Genomic DNA, 16,869 nt, shown 5'->3' on the forward strand with positions numbered 1-16,869 from the left:
GCTCACTCCGCCGCCAGGCGAGGTTCGGCCGCGGAGGCCCGGACCCGGCTGCACTCGGCCATCACCTCGCTCGCCCGGCTGATCGGATCGACGCGGTAGTAGTCCGTGATCGGCAGCGTGAAGCCCGCCCCGCCCAGCGGCTGCCCGCCGGCCCGCGGCCCGCTGCCCTCGCGGCAGGACGGTGCGTCCACCGCGTCCAGCCGCCCGAAGACCGGGTTCGCCCGCACCAGGGCGGCGCGGATCGCGTCCTCGTCGTCATAGGGCAGCGGCCTGCCGATGATCTCGCTGGCCGCGCGGATGATGCGCCAGTCCTCGCGCGCCTCGCCCGGGGCGAAGACCGCGCGGCGGGCGCGCTGCACCCGGCCCTCCGTGTTCACGTAGGTGCCGTTCTTTTCCAGATAGGTCACGCCCGGCAGGATCACGTCGGCCCGTGCCGCCGCCCGGTCGCCGTGATGGCCCTGATAGACCACGAAGGTACCGTCGCCGATCAGCGCCGGGTCGAAGCTGTCGGCGCCCAGCAGCCAGAGGACGTCCACCCCGCCGCCGAGCATGGCGCCCAGGTCCTTGCCGCCCTCGCCCGGCAGGAAGCCGAGGTCGAGAGCGCCCACCTGGCCGCCGAACTGGTGCAGCAGGTTGAAGCCGTTCCAGTCCTCGCGCAGCGCGCCGACGCGGCCCGCCAGCGCCCAGGCCGCGGCCAGCACCGCCGCGCCATCCGGCCGCGCCAGCGCGCCCCGGCCCAGGATGACCATCGGCTTCTTCGCCCCGCGCAGCGCCTGGGCGAAGGCCCCCTCGCCCACCTCGATGCCGGAGAGAAGGTTCGGCCCGTCGCCCAGATGCTCGGCCGGATAGGTCAGGTCCAGCACCTCCGGCCCGACATAGGCCACCGGCAGGGCCGTCTGGTTCCAGCGCTTCAGGATGCGGGCGTTGAGCACCGGCGCCTCCAGCCGCGGGTTGCTGCCCACGATCAGGATGGCATCGGCCTCGTCGATCCCGGCGATGGTCGAGTTGAACAGGTAGAAGGCCCGGCGCGAGGCGTCGATTGCCGCGCCGTCCTGGCGGCAATCGAGATTCCGCGAGCCCAGCCGCTCCATCAGGTCACGCAGCGCCAGCAGGCTCTCGGCATCCGCCATGTTGCCCGCCACGGCGCCAACCCGGTCGCCCGGGACGCCCTTCAGCCGGTCGGCGATGACCTCGAAGGCCTCGTGCCAGCTCGCCGGCTGCAGCCGCCCGTCGCGCTTCACCCACGGACGGTCCAGCCGCTTCCGCTTCAGCGCGTCGTGCGAGAAGCGCGACCGGTCGCCCAGCCATTCCTCGTTCACGTCGTCGTTGATGCGCGGCAGGATGCGCAGGATGTCAGGCCCGCGCGCATCGACGCGGATGGCGGCGCCCAGCGCGTCCATCACGTCCACGCTGTCGGTCTTGGTCAGCTCCCAGGGCCGCGCCGTGAAGGCATAGGGCCGGCTGGTCAGCGCACCGACCGGGCAGATGTCGATCAGGTTGCCGGCCAGCTCGGTGGTCAGCGCCTTCTCGACATATGTGCCGATCTGCATGCTCTCGCCGCGGCCGGTGGCACCCATCTCCTGCACCCCCGCCACTTCCGCCGAGAAGCGGACGCAACGGCTACACAGGATGCAGCGGTTCATGATCGTCTTGATCAGCGGCCCGACATACTTGTCCTTCACCGCTCGCTTCGCCTCGCGGTAGCGGCTGTGGTCCATGCCATAGGCCACGGCCTGGTCCTGCAGGTCGCACTCGCCGCCCTGGTCGCAGATCGGGCAGTCCAGCGGATGGTTGATCAGCAGGAATTCCATGACGCTCCGGCGGGCCTGGCGCACCACCGGGCTGTCGGTCTTGATCACCATCCCGTCCATCACCGGGAAGGCGCAGGAGGCCTGCGGCTTCGGCGACTTCTCCACCTCCACCAGGCACATGCGGCAATTGCCGGCGATGGAGAGGCGCTCGTGGTAGCAGAAGCGCGGGATCTCCTTGCCAGCGGCCTCACAGGCCTGCAGTGCGGTGGCGCCCGCCGGCACCTCCACCTGCTGGCCGTCCACCGTGACCTTGACGGTCTTGATCTCGCTCATCGGATCACTCCGCCGCCAGGGGAATGGAGGGGGGCATGGAAGGCGCCGCATGGCGCTGCTTGTACTCGGCGATGCGCGCTTCCATCAGTGGGCGATAGTGCCGGATCAGGCCTTGCACCGGCCAGACGCCGCCATCGGCGAACGCACAGATCGTGTGCCCCTCGATCTGCTTCGTTACCTGCTCCAGCACGTCGATCTCGTCGATCTCCGCGCGGCCCTGGACCATCCGCCACATCACCCGGTTCACCCAGCCCATGCCCTCTCGGCAGGGGGTGCACTGGCCGCAGCTCTCATGCTTGTAGAACTGCGACAGGCGGGCGATCGCCTTGATGATGTCGGTGGACTTGTCCATCACGATCACGCCCGCCGTGCCGAGGCCCGACTTGTGCTCGCGCAGCGCGTCGAAATCCATCAGCACATCATCGCAGATATGCTTGGGCAGCAGCGGCGTGGAGGAACCGCCCGGGATCACGCAGAGCAGGTTGTCCCAGCCGCCGCGCACGCCGCCGGCATAGCGTTCGATCAGCTCCCGCAGCGGGATGCTCATCTCGGCTTCCACGTTGCAGGGCTTGTTCACGTGTCCCTGGATGCAGAAGACCTTGGTGCCCGAGTTCTTCGGCCGGCCGAAGCCGGCAAACCAAGTGGCGCCACGGCGCAGGATGGTCGGAACCACCGCGATGGTCTCGACGTTGTTCACCGTGGTGGGGCAGCCGTAGAGGCCGACCGCCGCCGGGAAGGGCGGCTTCAGCCGCGGCATCCCCTTCTTGCCCTCGAGGGATTCGATGAGCGCCGTCTCTTCGCCGCAGATATACGCACCGGCGCCGCGATGGAGGTAGAGGTCGAAGTCCCAGCCCGACCCGGCCGCGTTCGGCCCGAGCAGCCCGGCCTCGTAGGCCTCGTCGATCGCCGCCTGCAGGATGACGGCCTCGTTGTAGTACTCGCCGCGGATGTAGATATAGGCCGCATGCGCACCCATCGCGAAGCCCGCGAGCAGGCTGCCCTCGATCAGCGTCTGCGGGTCGTTTCGGACGATGTCGCGGTCCTTGCAGGTGCCCGGCTCGGACTCGTCGCAGTTCACCATGAGATAGGAGGGACGCCCATCCGGCGAGGACTTGGGCATGAAGCTCCACTTCATGCCGGTCGGGAAGCCCGCGCCGCCACGGCCGCGCAGGCCGGACTGCTTCATCTCCTCGATGATCCAGTCCCGCCCCTTGGCGATGATGCCCGCCGTGCCGTCCCAGTTGCCGCGGCGCTGCGCTTCCTTGAGCTGCCAGGAATGCAGCCCATAGAGGTTGGTGAAGATGCGGTCCTTGTCGCTCAGCGCCATGGTCTCACTCCTTCACCGGAAAGTCACGGCCATCGGCATCCACCATCGGGATGTCGAGCAGGGTCTCCGCCCCGCCCACCGGCGCGCTGCACACGCGCCCGATGACGCTGCCCGCCGGCGGCCGCTCGCCGCGCTTCAGGGACTCGATGAGCTTCACGGTGCTCTCGTAGTCCAGGTCCTCGTAGTAGTCGTCGTCCACCTGCAGCACCGGCGCGTTGACGCAGCCGCCCAGGCATTCCACCTCGGTCAGGGTGAAGAGCCCGTCGGTGCTGGTGTCGCCATAGCCCTTCAGGTGCCCCGCATCCTTGCAGGCGCGCAGCACATCATCGGAACCGCGCAGCCAGCAGGGCGTCGTGCCGCAGACCTGCAGGTGGTAGCGCCCGATCGGCTTGGTGTTGAACATGGTATAGAAGTTGGCGACCTCATAGACGCGGATCGGGGCCATGCCGAGCCGCCGGGCTGTCTGGTCCATCGCCACGCGCGGCACCCAGGCACTGCCGGTCTGCCGCCCCATCTGCCGCTGCACGACATAAAGCAGCGGGATGATGGCGCTGGCTTCCTTCCCCGCTGGATAGCGCTTCAGGATCTTCTCGATCTGCGCCTCGCTCTCCGCATCGAAGGCGAAGGAGGCAGGCTCGTGATGCGCCTCGGCCTTGCCGTCAGCATGGGTCGGACCCTCGTGCGCGTGGTCGCTCACCGGTCGATCTCTCCGAACACGACATCGATGCTGCCGATGATCGCCACGGCGTCGGCCAGCATGTGTCCCTTGGACATGAGCTCCGTCGCCTGCAGGTGGGCATAGCCCGGCGAGCGGATCTTGCAGCGGTACGGCTTGTTGGTGCCGTCGGCGACCAGATAGACCGCGAACTCGCCCTTCGGCGCCTCGACGGCGGTGTAGGTCGCGCCCTCCGGCACGTGATAGCCCTCGGTGTAGAGCTTGAAGTGGTGGATCAGCGCCTCCATCGAGCGCTTCATCTCCGACCGCTTCGGCGGCGCGATCTTGTTGTCCTGCACCTTGATCGGCCCCGGCTTCATCTGCGCCAGGCACTGCTTGATGATCTTCACGCTCTCCCGCATCTCGGCGATGCGGACGAGGTAGCGGTCGTAGCAGTCGCCGTTGCGCCCGACCGGGATGTCGAAGTCCATCCGGTCATAGACGTCGTAGGGCTGCTGCTTGCGCAGGTCCCAGGCGCAGCCCGAGGCGCGCAGGCAGGGTCCGGTAAAGCCCCAGGCCATCGCATCCTCCGGCGAGACGATGCCGATATCGACGGTGCGCTGCTTGATGATGCGGTTGCCCGTCACCAGCGTGTCCAGCTCATCGATGAACTTCGGCAGCCCGTCGGCCCAGGCGGCGATCCGCTCCTCCAGCCCGGCCGGCAGGTCCTTCGCCACGCCGCCCGCGCGGAAGTAGTTCGCGTGGTAGTGGCTGCCGCTCACCGCCTCGTAGAACTCCAGCCCGCGGTCGCGCTGCTCGAAGCCCCAGAGCGGCGGTGTCGTGGCGCCGAGGTCCAGCGCGAAGGTGGTGACGTTCAGCAGGTGGTTCAGCAGCCGCGTGACCTCGCTGAACAGCACGCGGATGTACTGCGCCCGCTCCGGTGCCTCGATGCCCAGCAGCCGCTCCGTCGCCAGCGCGAAGGCGTGCTCCATGCACATCGGGCTCACATAATCGAGCCGGTCGAAGTACGGGTTCGCCTGGACGTAGGTCTTGTACTCGATCAGCTTCTCGGTGCCGCGGTGCAGCAGGCCGATATGCGGGTCGGCCCGCTCGACCTGCTCGCCCTTCATCTCCAGGATGAGGCGCAGCACGCCGTGAGCGGCGGGATGCTGCGGGCCGAAATTGATGGTGTGGCTGTCCACCTCGATGGTGGTGCGGCCATTGCCCTGGTCGGCATCGCCCTCGACGGGGCCGACATCTCCGGTGAGGAGGTGACTCACTTCTGCGCCTCCTTCTGCTCGCCAGACGGCCCTTCCTCGGGCGGCGGCAGGCGGTTCAGATGCACCTTCTCGTCACCGGGCAGCGTGGTCATGCCCTCCCAGGGAGAAAGGAAGTCGAACCGGCGGAATTCCTGGGTCAGCTTCACCGGCTCGTAGACCACCTCGCGCCGCTCGGAGTCGTAACGGACCTCGACATGGCCGGTCAGTGGGAAGTCCTTGCGCAGCGGGTGCCCTTCGAAACCGTAATCCGTGAGTAGGCGACGCAGGTCCGTCTGTCCGGCAAAGAGGATGCCGTACATGTCCCAGGCCTCCCGCTCGAACCAGGTCGCCGTCGGCCAGATCACCGACACGCTCGCCACCGGCGTGTTTTCGTCCGTGCCGGTGATCACGCGGACGCGCTGGTTGTGCCGCAGGCTCAGCAGGTTCCAGACCACCTCGAAGCGCTCGGCCCGGTCGGGCCAGTCCACGCCGCAGATGTCCATGCACTGCTCGAAGGAGAAGCGCGGATCGTCGCGCAGCATCAGCATCACCGGCAGCACCGCCTCGCGGCGCAGCCGCACCACCAGCTCGCCCGGTGCGGTCTCGGCCCGTCGCGTCACCCGCGCGTCAAGCACGGCACCCTGGGGCGCCGCCGCGGTGATCGCCTGGCCGAGCGCCGCCAGCGGCGACAGCGGCGTGGTGGGAGTGGAGTCGGTATCAGCCACGAAGGATGGTCCCCGTCCGCCGGATCTTCTTCTGGAGCTGCAACACGCCATAGACCAGCGCCTCGGCCGTCGGCGGGCAGCCGGGCACGTAGATATCGACCGGCACGATGCGGTCGCAGCCGCGTACCACGCTGTAGGAATAATGGTAGTACCCGCCACCATTGGCGCAGGACCCCATGGAGATCACCCAGCGCGGTTCCGACATCTGGTCGTAGACCTTGCGCAGGGCCGGGGCCATCTTGTTGGTCAGCGTGCCGGCCACGATCATCACGTCGGACTGGCGCGGCGAGCCGCGCGGGATGGTGCCGAAGCGGTCGAGGTCGTAGCGCGCCATGTAGGCATGGATCATCGGCACGGCGCAGCAGGCGAGGCCGAAGGTCATCGGCCAGAGGCTGCCGGTGCGGGCCCAGTTCACCACCTTGTCCAGGTTGGCGATCACGAAGCCCTTCTCCTGGATCTCCCCGGTCACGCCATGGATCACCGCATCCTGTCCCGGGCCGGGCGGAAGCGCGTCCTTGTTCCAGGCAACGGCTTGATCAGACATTCAACTCTCCCACCCGCCGGTCACTCAGCACGGTCACGCAACACATTCCTTCCAGGGGCCCCACCGCGGGGCCCCGCACCGGCAAGGCGGCTCCTGCCCCGCCTCGCCGGCCGCCCTCACTCCCAGTCCAGCGCGCCCTTCCGCCACTCGTAGACGAAGCCCACCGTCAGCACGGTCAGGAAGCCCATCATGGAGAGGAAGCCCACCCAGCCGAGGGTGCCCAGCGAGATCGCCCAGGGGAACAGGAAGGCCACTTCGAGGTCGAAAATGATGAAGAGGATGGCCACGAGGTAGAAACGCACGTCGAAACGGTGCCGCGTGTCCTCGAAGGGCTCGAAGCCGCACTCGTAGGTCGAGAGCTTCTCCGGATCCGGCTTCTGATGCCCGGCCAGGAACGAGCCGCCCACCATGGCGATGGAGATCACCACCGCAATGGCCAGGAAGACGAGGATCGGGAAGTACTCGGCGAGGAGCGGCTGCGTCATCGTTTCGTTATCCAATGCAAACAGCGCCACGAGGGCGTGTGCGATGCAGCGCGAACATACTGCGACCCGCAGCCCACTGCCATAGCGCGCGGGCAGCAATACCGCCATGTGACCCAAAGACAAGGGGTCAGGACGACACGGCTGGTCGATAATAAATCCGGACGAATTCAGTCCGGATACATGAGGCGTTCTTGCCAGAAAAAGAGCGCCGGAACCGCATATCGAAGACGGAGGAATGTGGCGAATGGCGCGAGTGACGGGGCTCGAACCCGCGACCTCCGGCGTGACAGGCCGGCGCTCTAACCAACTGAGCTACACCCGCGCAATGCATGGGCAAAGGCCGACGGCAATCCGCCGGACTTGCCAAGCCCAGGAACGACGATGCATCGGGTGGCGCGAGTGACGGGGCTCGAACCCGCGACCTCCGGCGTGACAGGCCGGCGCTCTAACCAACTGAGCTACACCCGCACACGATGCATGCCCCTGCCGCCCTGGGGCGGGAAGAGCGCCGCACCCTCCGGTGCGGCTCGTGGGGCGGGGTTTATGGGGTGACGAGGAAGGTGTCAAGCAGGCCACCGAAGCATCCTCGCCACCCTCTCCCACCCCTTCCGGCAGCCGCTAACCCTGCCCCGGACTTTCCGCCGGACGGGCTCGAATCGTGGCCCGCCGTTCCTGGCGAGCGGCCGGTGCGGGGCGGCCCAGGGAAAAAGCCCGGACAAGACGGGGAAGGCTATGATGGCCCGCGGACGGGCGGCGGAATGGGCGCTGAGGGATTCGAACCCCCGGCATCCTCGGTGTAAACGAGGCGCTCTACCGCTGAGCTAAGCGCCCACGAAACCCGGCCACAGTGCCCATGGCAGCATGGGTCGGGCCGGCGGAAGATAGGGCGGAAGCAGGACCCATGTCACCGCTCCCGCCAGTTTTCGCAATCAGGAGTTCAGGGCATCCTTGAGCCCCTTGCCGGGCTTGAAGCGCACGGAGGTGGAGGCCTCGATCTTGATCTCCTCGCCGGTGCGCGGATTCCGCCCGGTGCCAGCCTTGCGGGTGGAGATGGAGAAGGTCCCGAACCCGACCAGTCGAACCTCCTGGTTCTCCTTGAGGGACGCTTCGATCGCCTTGAACATCGCGTCCACCACCTCGGTGGCCTTGGCCCGGGTCAGTTCGCCCGTCTCGGCCACCACGGCCACGAGATCCTGCTTGTTCACCTGCGATATCCCTCCGGTGATCACCAACAAAACGGGGGAAGCCCCGAGCGGAACTTCCCCCTCCTGGCCGGGACACTAGGCAGCGCGGTTTCGGGCCGTCAACGGCCCGAAACCGCGCAGGAGCCGCGGTTCGCGCACTTCCCCGGGAGAAGCGGCAGGACGGCCACGATGGCCATCCCGCAACCCTGGAGTGCAAAAGCCGCGAGGCTCACGCGGCCTCGCATGGATCAGTGCGGCAGGCTGGGCGCGGCCGGCGTGGCGGCAGCCGGCTTGGCCGGCGGTGCCTCGGCTGCCTCGTCCCACTCGATGGCCTCGGGCTTCCGGACCAGAGCCTGGGCGATCACCTCGTCCACATGGGAGACGGGGATGATCTTCAGGAACTTCTTCACCGAATCGGGGATCTCGGCGAGGTCCTTCTCGTTCTCCTGCGGGATGAAGACGGTGGTGACACCGGCCCGCATCGCCGCGAGGAGCTTCTCCTTCAGCCCGCCGATCGGCAGCACCCGGCCGCGCAGCGTGATCTCGCCGGTCATCGCCACGTCCTTGCGGACGGGGATGCCCGTCATGATCGACACCATGGCGGTGGCCATGGCGATGCCGGCGCTCGGCCCGTCCTTCGGCGTTGCCCCTTCCGGTACGTGGACGTGGATGTCCCGCTTCTCCAGGAAGTTCGGCTTGATGCCGAAGGCGATGGAGCGGCTGCGGACATAGGACAGCGCCGCGGAGACGCTCTCCTGCATCACGTCGCCCAGCTTGCCCGTGTGCTTCACCGCGCCCTTGCCCGGCAGCAGCACCGCCTCGATGGTCAGGATCTCCCCGCCCACCTCGGTCCAGGCGAGGCCGGTGACGGCACCCACCTGGTCCTCCAGCTCCGCCTCGCCGTAGCGGTACTTCTTGATGCCCGCGTACTTCTCGAGGTTCTTGCGGGTGACCGCGACCTTCTTGGCCTTGCCGGACACGATCTCCCGCACCGCCTTGCGCGCCACGCCACCGAGCTCGCGCTCGTAGGACCGCACGCCAGCCTCCCGGGTATAGTACCGCGCCAGGTCCAGCAGGGCCTCGTCGGTGATCGTCCACTCGCCCGCCTTCAGCCCGTTCGCCTCGGTGACCTTGGCGATCAGGTGGCGCTTGGCAATCTGGATCTTCTCATCCTCCGTGTAGCCGGGGATGCGGATGATCTCCATGCGGTCAAGCAGCGGCTGGGGCATGCGCAGCGAGTTGGCGGTCGTGATGAACATCACGTCCGACAGGTCGTAGTCCACCTCCAGGTAGTGGTCCGCGAAGCTGCTGTTCTGCTCCGGGTCCAGCACCTCCAGCAGGGCCGAGGACGGATCGCCGCGCCAGTCGGCGCCGAGCTTGTCGATCTCGTCCAGCAGGAAGAGCGGGTTGGAGGTCTTGGCTTTCTTCATGCCCTGGATGACCTTGCCCGGCATGGAGCCGATATAGGTCCGCCGGTGGCCGCGCACCTCCGCCTCGTCCCGCACGCCGCCCAGCGACATCCGGACGAAGTTGCGGTTCGTCGCCTTGGCGATGCTCTTGCCCAGCGAGGTCTTGCCCACGCCCGGAGGACCGACGAGGCACAGGATCGGCCCCTTGATCTTCTGCGAGCGCGACTGCACCGCTAGGTATTCGAGGATCCGCTCCTTGACCTTCTCCAGACCGTAGTGGTCGGCGTCCAGCACCTCCTCCGCGGCCTTCAGGTCGTTGCGGACCTTGCTCTTCTTCTTCCAGGGGATCGAGAGCATCCAGTCGAGGTAGTTGCGCACCACCGTCGCCTCGGCGCTCATCGGCGACATGGTCTTGAGCTTCTTCAGTTCACCCATCGCCTTCTCGCGCGCCTCGGGGGTGAACTTGGTGGCCTTGATCTTGGCCTCCAGCTCGGCGGTCTCGTCCTTGCCTTCCTCGCCCTCGCCCAGCTCCTTCTGGATCGCCTTGAGCTGCTCGTTCAGGTAGTACTCGCGCTGCGTCTTCTCCATCTGCCGCTTGACGCGGTTCCGGATGCGCTTCTCCACCTGAAGGACGCCGATCTCGCTCTCCATATGGGCGAAGACCCGCTCCAGCCGGGCGCCCACGCCCACCGTCTCCAGCAGTTCCTGCTTCTCGGAGATCTTGAGGTTCAGGTGGCTCGCCACCGTATCGGCGAGCTTGGCCGTGTCCTCGATCTGGTTGATCGAGACCAGCACCTCGGGCGCGATCTTCTTGTTGAGCTTGATGTACTGCTCGAACTGCGTGACCACGGAGCGGGCCAGCGCCTCGACCTCGCGCGGCTCGGCCGGCTTGGCCTCCTCCACCGGGGCCGAAAAGGCCTCGAAATAGGAATCCGTCTCCTTCCAGCCGACCACCTGGGCACGCCGGCCACCCTCGACCAGCACCTTCACGGTGCCGTCCGGCAGCTTCAGCAGCTGAAGGATCGTGGAAACGGTGCCGATCTCATAGAGATCGGAAGCCTGGGGGTCGTCCTGGGACGCGTTGCGCTGCGCCAGGAGGAGGATCTGCTTGTCCTCCCGCATCACCGCTTCCAGGGCACGCACGGATTTCTCGCGCCCCACGAAGAGCGGCACGATCATATGCGGGAAGACGACGATGTCCCGAAGCGGCAGGACGGGAAGCAATTCGCCGCTAACAGTTTCCGTCATGGGACCTCACTATGGACAGTCGGCCCGGGGCCGCCCACAGGAAGACCCGACCTCGGACTTCCATCGAACGGCACGGCCCCGGCGCCACGGGGATGGGATGACAGATGGTGCGCCGCGCCTTGCATACAACCGTGTAGGTCAGAACCCTCTCGGCAGCTCGGGCGGGCGCGGCTCCCATCGGCGTCAGGCGGAGGTCTGTTCCGCCGGACGCTCGCCATAGATGAACAATGGCGTGGCCCGTCCCTCGGCCACCTCCTTGTTCACCACGACCTCCTCGACCTGATCCAGGCCGGGCAGCTCGAACATGGTGCCGAGCAGGATGCTCTCCATGATCGAACGCAGCCCGCGGGCACCCGTCTTGCGCTGGATCGCCCTCGTCGCCACCGAACGCAGCGCGTCCTCGGTGAAGGTCAGCTTGGTGGCCTCCATCTCGAACAGGCGCTGGTACTGCTTCAGCAGGGCATTCTTGGGCTTGGTCAGGATCTCGATGAGGGCCTTCTCGTCCAGATCCTCCAGCGTCGCGACCACCGGCAGGCGGCCGATGAACTCGGGGATCAGGCCGAACTTCAGCAGATCCTCGGGTTCCACCTCGCGCAGGATGGCGCCCTGGCGGCGCTCGTCCGGGCCCCGGACCTCGGCGCCGAAGCCTATGCCCGACCCCTTGCCCTTGGCGGCGATGATCCGGTCGAGGCCGGCGAAGGCGCCGCCCACGATGAAGAGGATGTTGGAAGTATCGACCTGCAGGAATTCCTGCTGCGGGTGCTTCCGGCCGCCCTGGGGCGGGACGGAGGCGACCGTGCCCTCCATGATCTTCAGCAGCGCCTGCTGGACGCCCTCACCGCTCACGTCGCGCGTGATCGAAGGGTTGTCCGACTTGCGGCTGATCTTGTCGACCTCGTCGATATAGACGATGCCGCGCTGCGCCCGCTCGACATTGTAGTCGGCCGACTGCAGCAGCTTCAGGATGATGTTCTCGACATCCTCGCCGACATAGCCCGCCTCGGTCAGGGTCGTGGCATCGGCCATGGTGAAGGGCACGTCGAGGATGCGGGCCAGCGTCTGGGCGAGCAGCGTCTTGCCCGAGCCGGTCGGCCCGATCAGCATGATGTTGCTCTTGGCGATCTCGACGTCGCCGGACTTCCCGCCCGCGGCCAGCCGCTTGTAATGATTATGGACCGCCACCGAGAGCACCTTCTTGGCGTGCTCCTGGCCGATCACGTAATCGTCGAGAACCTTGCAGATCTCCTTCGGGGTCGGCACCCCGTCGCGAGACTTCACGAGGTGCGTCTTATGCTCCTCGCGAATGATATCCATGCACAGCTCGACGCATTCATCGCAGATGAACACGGTCGGACCGGCGATGAGCTTGCGCACCTCATGCTGCGACTTGCCGCAGAAGGAGCAGTACAGTGTATTCTTCGAGTCGCCGGACTTGCTCATGCTCGCTCCTGACCCCGGTTACGGTCCCCGGGGCGCGAGGCACCGGGGGTTCGCCCGAAGGGCAAAGGGTAGTCTAGACACCGTATGACAAATGGGGGAAGCCTCGGGCGCCGGCGAGCCCCCAAAGAACACATCTCCGGGTTGCCCGCCGGGCATCTCTTGCGCGGCTCAGACGGGCTTGGGCGCGGCACCGTCGGGCGTCGCGCTGACGGGGCGCTGCTCCACCACCTGGTCGATCAGCCCGAAATCCCGGGCCTCCTCGGCCGACATGTAGGTGTCGCGCTCCAGCTTCGCCTCGATCGCCTCGACCGGCTGGCCCGTATGCTTCACATAGATCTCATTGAGCCGCTTGCGCAGGCTCAGGATCTCGCGTGCCTGGATCTCGATGTCGGTCGCCTGGCCCTGGGCGCCACCAGAGGGCTGGTGCACCATGATCCGCCCGTTCGGCAGGGAGAAGCGCTTGCCCTTCTCGCCGGCGGTCAGCAGCAGGGAGCCCATGGAGGCGGCCATGCCCATGCAGACCGTGCTCACCGGGGCGCGGACATACTGCATCGTGTCGTAGATCGCGAGGCCCGCCGACACCACGCCGCCCGGGGAGTTGATGTAGAACGAGATCTCCTTGTTCGGGTTCTCGCTCTCCAGGAACAGGAGCTGGGCGCAGATCAGTGAGGCCATGCCGTCATAGACCTGCCCCGTCATGAAGATGATCCGCTCCTTCAGCAGGCGCGAATAGATGTCAAAGGAACGCTCCCCGCGAGCGGTCTGCTCGATGACCATGGGAACGAGCGTATTGTTATAGATTTCAACCGGATCGCGGTCACGCATGTCACTTCCTTTCGCCACCGGGCCCAGAACCGATGCTGGTGGCGGAAGGGCGCGGAGGCAACTACCTCCCTGGCCCGTCCGGTCCCCAGTTCCGGCCCTCCCCCGGGAATGGACCCGGCAAGGATTGACGAAACATGCGGCGAACCGGCCCGCCCCGGCACGTCGCGCGCCTCGGCGAAACCAAGATGGCCCGCCCCGCCCACCGATGGAAGGGGGCGGGAGACAGATCGATGACCGGGGCGCGTCGTCGCCCCGGCGCCGTCCTGGCGGGTGGGAAGCCGCCGGGACGGACCCGGCGGCAGGCGTGGCGTGGCCGGCGGCCGCGCCACAAGGTCAATGATGCCGGATCAGGCCGCGGCGGTGTCCTTGGCCTTCCCGTCCTCTGGGGCCTGCAGTTCCTCGGGCGTCACGCTACGCTCGTTGACCTTGGCCAGTTCCAGCATGAAGTCCACCACCTTCTCCTCGAAGAGCGGAGCGCGGATGCTGTCCAGGGCCTGCGGGTTGCGCTGGAAGTACTCCATCACCTGCTTCTCCTGACCGGGATAGCGGCCGGCCTCGGCGCGCATGGCCCGCAGGATCTCCTCCTGCCCGACCTGCACGCCGTTGGTGCGGCCGATCTCGCTGACCAGCAGGCCCAGGCGGATGCGGCGCTCGGCGATCTTGCGGTACTCGGCCCGCAGGGTCTCCTCGTCCTTGCCCTTGTCCTCCTCGTCCAGGCGCCCGGCCTTCAGGTCGGCCTCGACGCGCTGCCAGATGCCCTCGAACTCGGCATCCACCAGGCCCTGCGGCACCGGGAAGTCGGCGCGCTCGGCCAGGGCGTCCAGGAGCTGGCGCTTGACCTTCAGGCGGGAGGCCTGGTCGTACTGGCTCTGGATGATCTCCTTCATCTGGTTCCGGAGATCCTCGATGCCGCCCGGCACGCCGACCTTACTGGCGAACTCGTCGTCCAGCGCCGGCTTCACCGCCTTCTTCAGCGCCTTGGCCGTCATCTCGAAGACCGCAGGGCGGCCGGCGAGGTCAGGGGCGTGGTATTCCTCGGGGAAGGTCACGTCGACATGCCGGGTCTCGCCAACCTTGATGCCGACCAGCCCGTCCGCGAAGCCCGGGATGAACCCCTCGCCGCCCAGTTCCACCGGCATGTCGCTGCCGCTGCCGCCCTGGAACTCCTCCAGCTCGCCCTCGGGATTGTCCTTCGGGCGGGCACGGCCCACGAAGTCCACGATCACCGTGTCGCCGGCCTCGGCCGGGCGGTCCTCGGTCACGTCCTCCAGCGAGGCGGCGCGGGCAGCCAGACCCTCCAGCGCCTTGGTCACCTCCTCCTCGGAAGGCTCGGCCTTCAGCCGCTCCACCTCGATCGAGGCGAATTCCGGCATCGGGATCTCCGGCAGGACCTCCATCTCGATATGGAAGGCGACGTCCTTGCCCTCGCCGATATCCTCGCTCTTCAGCTCCACCTTGGGCTGCTGCGCCGGCTTCAGCCCGCGCTCGGAGAGCAGGTCACGGGTCGCGGTCTGCACCGCCTCCTCCAGCACCTCCCCGTTGATGGCCGTGCCGTAGCGGTTCTTGACCACCGACATCGGCACCTTGCCCGGGCGGAAGCCCGGCAGCCGGAGATCCCTGGCCACGGCCGCCAGGCGCTTGTTCCGCGCCGCGTCCACCTCGGCCGCCTGCACCACCACGTCAAAGGAGCGCTTCAGCCCCTCCGTCGCGACCTCGGTCACCTGCATGTCGTTCGGTCCCAGTTCCAAAATCTCAGTGCGGCACTGCCCGCGGCGGGGCGGTGGCTGGTGCGGGCGGAGGGACTTGAACCCCCACGACTTGCGCCACTGGAACCTAAATCCAGCGTGTCTACCAATTCCACCACGCCCGCCTGCGCCGTGCCGTCGAAGCGCCGGCGTGTAACCCATAGGGCGGGCATTTCCAAGCCGGCAGCCGGGCTTTCGCGCCGCTTCCGCCTCGAATCCGCCCTTCCCCGCACCGCATGGCGTCCTGGGCGGCCCCCCGGCCGCGTCACCCCCGCCGGATGCGCGGCTGCGGGCGCGGCTTCTGCCCGATCTTGCGGAAGGCATAGAGGAAGGAGGTCCAGCGCCCGGTCGGCAGGTCCAGCAGGCCCGTATCCTCGCGCAGCTCCACCGGCACGCAGCCATGCCGGTTCGCCAGGGCGAAGACCGCCCGCTGCGGGAAGACATGGAACTCCCGCTCCGTCACCGGCTCCCGCGCCAGGTATTCCTCGGTGGAGAAGCGATAGCCCTCGGCCCAGCCGGGCACCGAGAAGATCGCCATCCCCCCGTTGCGCAGCGAGGCGAAGGCCTCGTCCAGCACCGCCGCGACCATCGGCGGCGGGTCGTGCCACAGGGTCAGCCGGCTGTAGAACAGGTCATAGGCCTTGGACGGGACGAGGTTCCCCGCGGTGACCGGGTGGAAGCGGACATTGCCGATCCCCGCCTCCTCCATCCGCGCCGCCGCCACGTCCAGGTGCGGCTGGGAGATGTCGCAGGCGATGACCTCGCGGAACCAGGGCGCCACCTGGCCCGTCACCCGCCCCACCCCGCAGCCATATTCCAGCATCACCGGCAGGTCTGCGGTGGCGAGGCCGGCACGGCGAAAGATCGACAGGATCAGCCCGAGGTCGAAGAGCCCGGTCTGGTAGAAACCCTCCCGGTGCGCCTCCAGATTCTCCGGCCGGTGCTGCGGCAGGGGCAGCACCGACCAGTGCGGCGCCTCCTCGCCCAGCGCCGTCCAGCAGGCGGCCAGCCGTTCCAGCAGCCGCGCCAGCGCTTCCGGCGGCGCCTCGGCCTCGATCTCCTGCAAGGGCGCGTCCAGCGGCGCGAAGGGCGGCGGCGGGGTGACCGCCAGCCCGAGCCCGTCGAGCTTCGCCCGGAACTCGTCCGAACCCAGGAATTCCCGCCGCAGCGTGGCAAGGTCCGGCGTCATTGCCGCGCGGGACGGCATCGCGGCGCTCTCGTCCGGATGCGGCTCCCGCCCCAGGATGAGGCGATAGGCTGCCCGCACATCCTCGGCCGTCACGTCCGCCCGCGCCCGCCGTGGGGCCGGCGCCACCAGGGTGTCGCCTTCCGCCGGGGCCGCGTCGCGCCCTTCCGCGCGTTTCCCGTCTTCACGGGGCTGGCGATCGGCAAGCATGATCCGCCTCCCATCCTTGACCCCGGCATGGCTAACACGGGTGCGGCGCACGGACGACCACTTTCGCGGGAAAATCCTCCCCTTGACGCTCGCGAAAGTCATCCTCCCCGAGAGGCCGATGGGTCTGCCCGGCCAGGAGGCGCCAACCGGCCCCCACCCCATCCGTTGATTGCGGGACACCGTCACCCGCCGGGGCGCGCTTCCTCCGTCCGGACCAGCGCGGCGGGAATCCCCGCCACGACATCCTCGGCGATCAGCCCCCGCCCCGGCGAGGCAGCGGCGCCATGCACCCAGACCGCCGCCGCCGCGGCCTCGAAGGGCGGCATCCCCTGCGCCAGGAAGGCACCGCAGATCCCGGAGAGCACATCTCCCGTCCCGGCGGTGGCCAGGCCCGGCGGGGCGTTGTCGTTGATCGCCACCCGCCCGTCCGGCGCGGCGACCACCGTGTCGCTGCCCTTCAGCACCACCACCGCCCCGGTCCGCGCCGCCGCCGCGCGCGCCTGTCTCTTGATCACATCTACGCACAGCTCCACCGTAAGGCGA

Annotated in this window: 14 protein-coding genes and 4 tRNA genes; all 18 read right to left on the reverse strand. The window is 67.9% G+C overall.

Annotated features, from left to right (window positions below):
* Window positions 1-2: 2 nt before the first annotated feature.
* Window positions 3-2,084 carry an NADH-quinone oxidoreductase subunit NuoG gene (nuoG, locus tag ROTAS13_RS01905; protein ID WP_075821394.1) on the reverse strand — a complete coding sequence of 694 codons (2,082 nt, stop codon included), beginning with the start codon at window positions 2,082-2,084 and terminating at the stop codon, window positions 3-5.
* A 4-nt stretch (window positions 2,085-2,088) separates the two neighbouring features.
* Entirely contained in the window at window positions 2,089-3,411 is a 1,323-nt protein-coding gene (gene nuoF / locus ROTAS13_RS01910) for an NADH-quinone oxidoreductase subunit NuoF (RefSeq protein WP_019460032.1), read from the reverse strand.
* Between the two features lie 4 nt (window positions 3,412-3,415).
* Window positions 3,416-4,108 (reverse strand): NAD(P)H-dependent oxidoreductase subunit E, encoded by a 693-nt coding sequence (locus ROTAS13_RS01915; protein WP_019460031.1) that lies wholly within the window; start codon window positions 4,106-4,108, stop codon window positions 3,416-3,418.
* The gene (locus tag ROTAS13_RS01920; protein ID WP_026033007.1) at window positions 4,105-5,274 is read right to left on the reverse strand and encodes an NADH-quinone oxidoreductase subunit D; all 1,170 of its coding nucleotides are present in this window, start codon (window positions 5,272-5,274) and stop codon (window positions 4,105-4,107) included. Before ROTAS13_RS01920 ends, ROTAS13_RS01915 begins: the two co-directional genes overlap by 4 nt.
* Window positions 5,275-5,342: 68 nt before the next feature.
* Window positions 5,343-6,050 carry an NADH-quinone oxidoreductase subunit C gene (locus tag ROTAS13_RS01925; RefSeq protein ID WP_075821395.1) on the reverse strand — a complete coding sequence of 236 codons (708 nt, stop codon included), beginning with the start codon at window positions 6,048-6,050 and terminating at the stop codon, window positions 5,343-5,345.
* Window positions 6,043-6,594, reverse strand: a complete 552-nt coding sequence (locus tag ROTAS13_RS01930; protein ID WP_026033006.1) for an NADH-quinone oxidoreductase subunit B family protein — start codon at window positions 6,592-6,594, stop codon at window positions 6,043-6,045. The genes ROTAS13_RS01925 and ROTAS13_RS01930 overlap by 8 nt, the downstream gene beginning before the upstream one ends.
* A gap of 116 nt (window positions 6,595-6,710) precedes the next feature.
* Window positions 6,711-7,079, reverse strand: coding sequence for an NADH-quinone oxidoreductase subunit A (locus ROTAS13_RS01935; protein ID WP_019460027.1), 369 nt, complete (start codon window positions 7,077-7,079; stop codon window positions 6,711-6,713).
* A 245-nt stretch (window positions 7,080-7,324) separates the two neighbouring features.
* Window positions 7,325-7,401, reverse strand: a tRNA-Asp gene (locus tag ROTAS13_RS01940).
* Between the two features lie 69 nt (window positions 7,402-7,470).
* A tRNA-Asp gene (locus tag ROTAS13_RS01945) sits at window positions 7,471-7,547 on the reverse strand.
* Window positions 7,548-7,838: 291 nt separating this feature from the next.
* Window positions 7,839-7,910: transfer RNA gene (locus tag ROTAS13_RS01950), tRNA-Val, on the reverse strand.
* A 98-nt stretch (window positions 7,911-8,008) separates the two neighbouring features.
* A complete protein-coding gene (locus ROTAS13_RS01955) occupies window positions 8,009-8,284 on the reverse strand; it encodes an HU family DNA-binding protein (RefSeq protein WP_026033005.1) in 276 nt (91 codons plus the stop codon).
* Window positions 8,285-8,511: 227 nt separating this feature from the next.
* Complete coding sequence (gene lon, locus ROTAS13_RS01960; RefSeq protein ID WP_026033004.1) at window positions 8,512-10,920, reverse strand: endopeptidase La; 2,409 nt, start codon at window positions 10,918-10,920, stop codon at window positions 8,512-8,514.
* A gap of 183 nt (window positions 10,921-11,103) precedes the next feature.
* Entirely contained in the window at window positions 11,104-12,360 is a 1,257-nt protein-coding gene (gene clpX, locus ROTAS13_RS01965) for an ATP-dependent Clp protease ATP-binding subunit ClpX (RefSeq protein WP_019460024.1), read from the reverse strand.
* 168 nt (window positions 12,361-12,528) lie between these two features.
* Window positions 12,529-13,185 (reverse strand): ATP-dependent Clp endopeptidase proteolytic subunit ClpP, encoded by a 657-nt coding sequence (clpP, locus tag ROTAS13_RS01970; protein WP_019460023.1) that lies wholly within the window; start codon window positions 13,183-13,185, stop codon window positions 12,529-12,531.
* A 347-nt stretch (window positions 13,186-13,532) separates the two neighbouring features.
* Window positions 13,533-14,912 carry a trigger factor gene (gene tig / locus ROTAS13_RS01975; protein WP_058389068.1) on the reverse strand — a complete coding sequence of 460 codons (1,380 nt, stop codon included), beginning with the start codon at window positions 14,910-14,912 and terminating at the stop codon, window positions 13,533-13,535.
* Between the two features lie 58 nt (window positions 14,913-14,970).
* Window positions 14,971-15,055 (reverse strand) — tRNA-Leu (locus tag ROTAS13_RS01980).
* Between the two features lie 140 nt (window positions 15,056-15,195).
* Window positions 15,196-16,326, reverse strand: a complete 1,131-nt coding sequence (locus ROTAS13_RS01985; RefSeq protein ID WP_019460021.1) for a class I SAM-dependent methyltransferase — start codon at window positions 16,324-16,326, stop codon at window positions 15,196-15,198.
* Between the two features lie 182 nt (window positions 16,327-16,508).
* On the reverse strand, window positions 16,509-16,869 hold a 361-nt coding region (locus ROTAS13_RS01990), incomplete at its 5' end, for an NAD(P)H-hydrate dehydratase (protein WP_305793710.1).

It is taken from the genome of Roseomonas sp. TAS13, from assembly GCF_001950415.1.
In the GTDB taxonomy this organism is placed as follows: Bacteria; Pseudomonadota; Alphaproteobacteria; order Acetobacterales; family Acetobacteraceae; genus Roseomonas; species Roseomonas mucosa.

Bases quoted from the DNA above. Each gene is read 5' to 3' on its own strand.
- nuoG (WP_075821394.1), bottom strand. From the start codon at position 2,084: ATGAGCGAGATCAAGACCGTCAAGGTCACGGTGGACGGCCAGCAGGTG.
- nuoF (WP_019460032.1), bottom strand. From the start codon at position 3,411: ATGGCGCTGAGCGACAAGGACCGCATCTTCACCAACCTCTATGGGCTG.
- ROTAS13_RS01930 (WP_026033006.1), bottom strand. From the start codon at position 6,594: ATGTCTGATCAAGCCGTTGCCTGGAACAAGGACGCGCTTCCGCCCGGC.
- ROTAS13_RS01935 (WP_019460027.1), bottom strand. From the start codon at position 7,079: ATGACGCAGCCGCTCCTCGCCGAGTACTTCCCGATCCTCGTCTTCCTG.
- lon (WP_026033004.1), bottom strand. From the start codon at position 10,920: ATGACGGAAACTGTTAGCGGCGAATTGCTTCCCGTCCTGCCGCTTCGG.
- clpX (WP_019460024.1), bottom strand. From the start codon at position 12,360: ATGAGCAAGTCCGGCGACTCGAAGAATACACTGTACTGCTCCTTCTGC.
- clpP (WP_019460023.1), bottom strand. From the start codon at position 13,185: ATGCGTGACCGCGATCCGGTTGAAATCTATAACAATACGCTCGTTCCC.
- tig (WP_058389068.1), bottom strand. From the start codon at position 14,912: ATGCAGGTGACCGAGGTCGCGACGGAGGGGCTGAAGCGCTCCTTTGAC.
- ROTAS13_RS01985 (WP_019460021.1), bottom strand. From the start codon at position 16,326: ATGCTTGCCGATCGCCAGCCCCGTGAAGACGGGAAACGCGCGGAAGGG.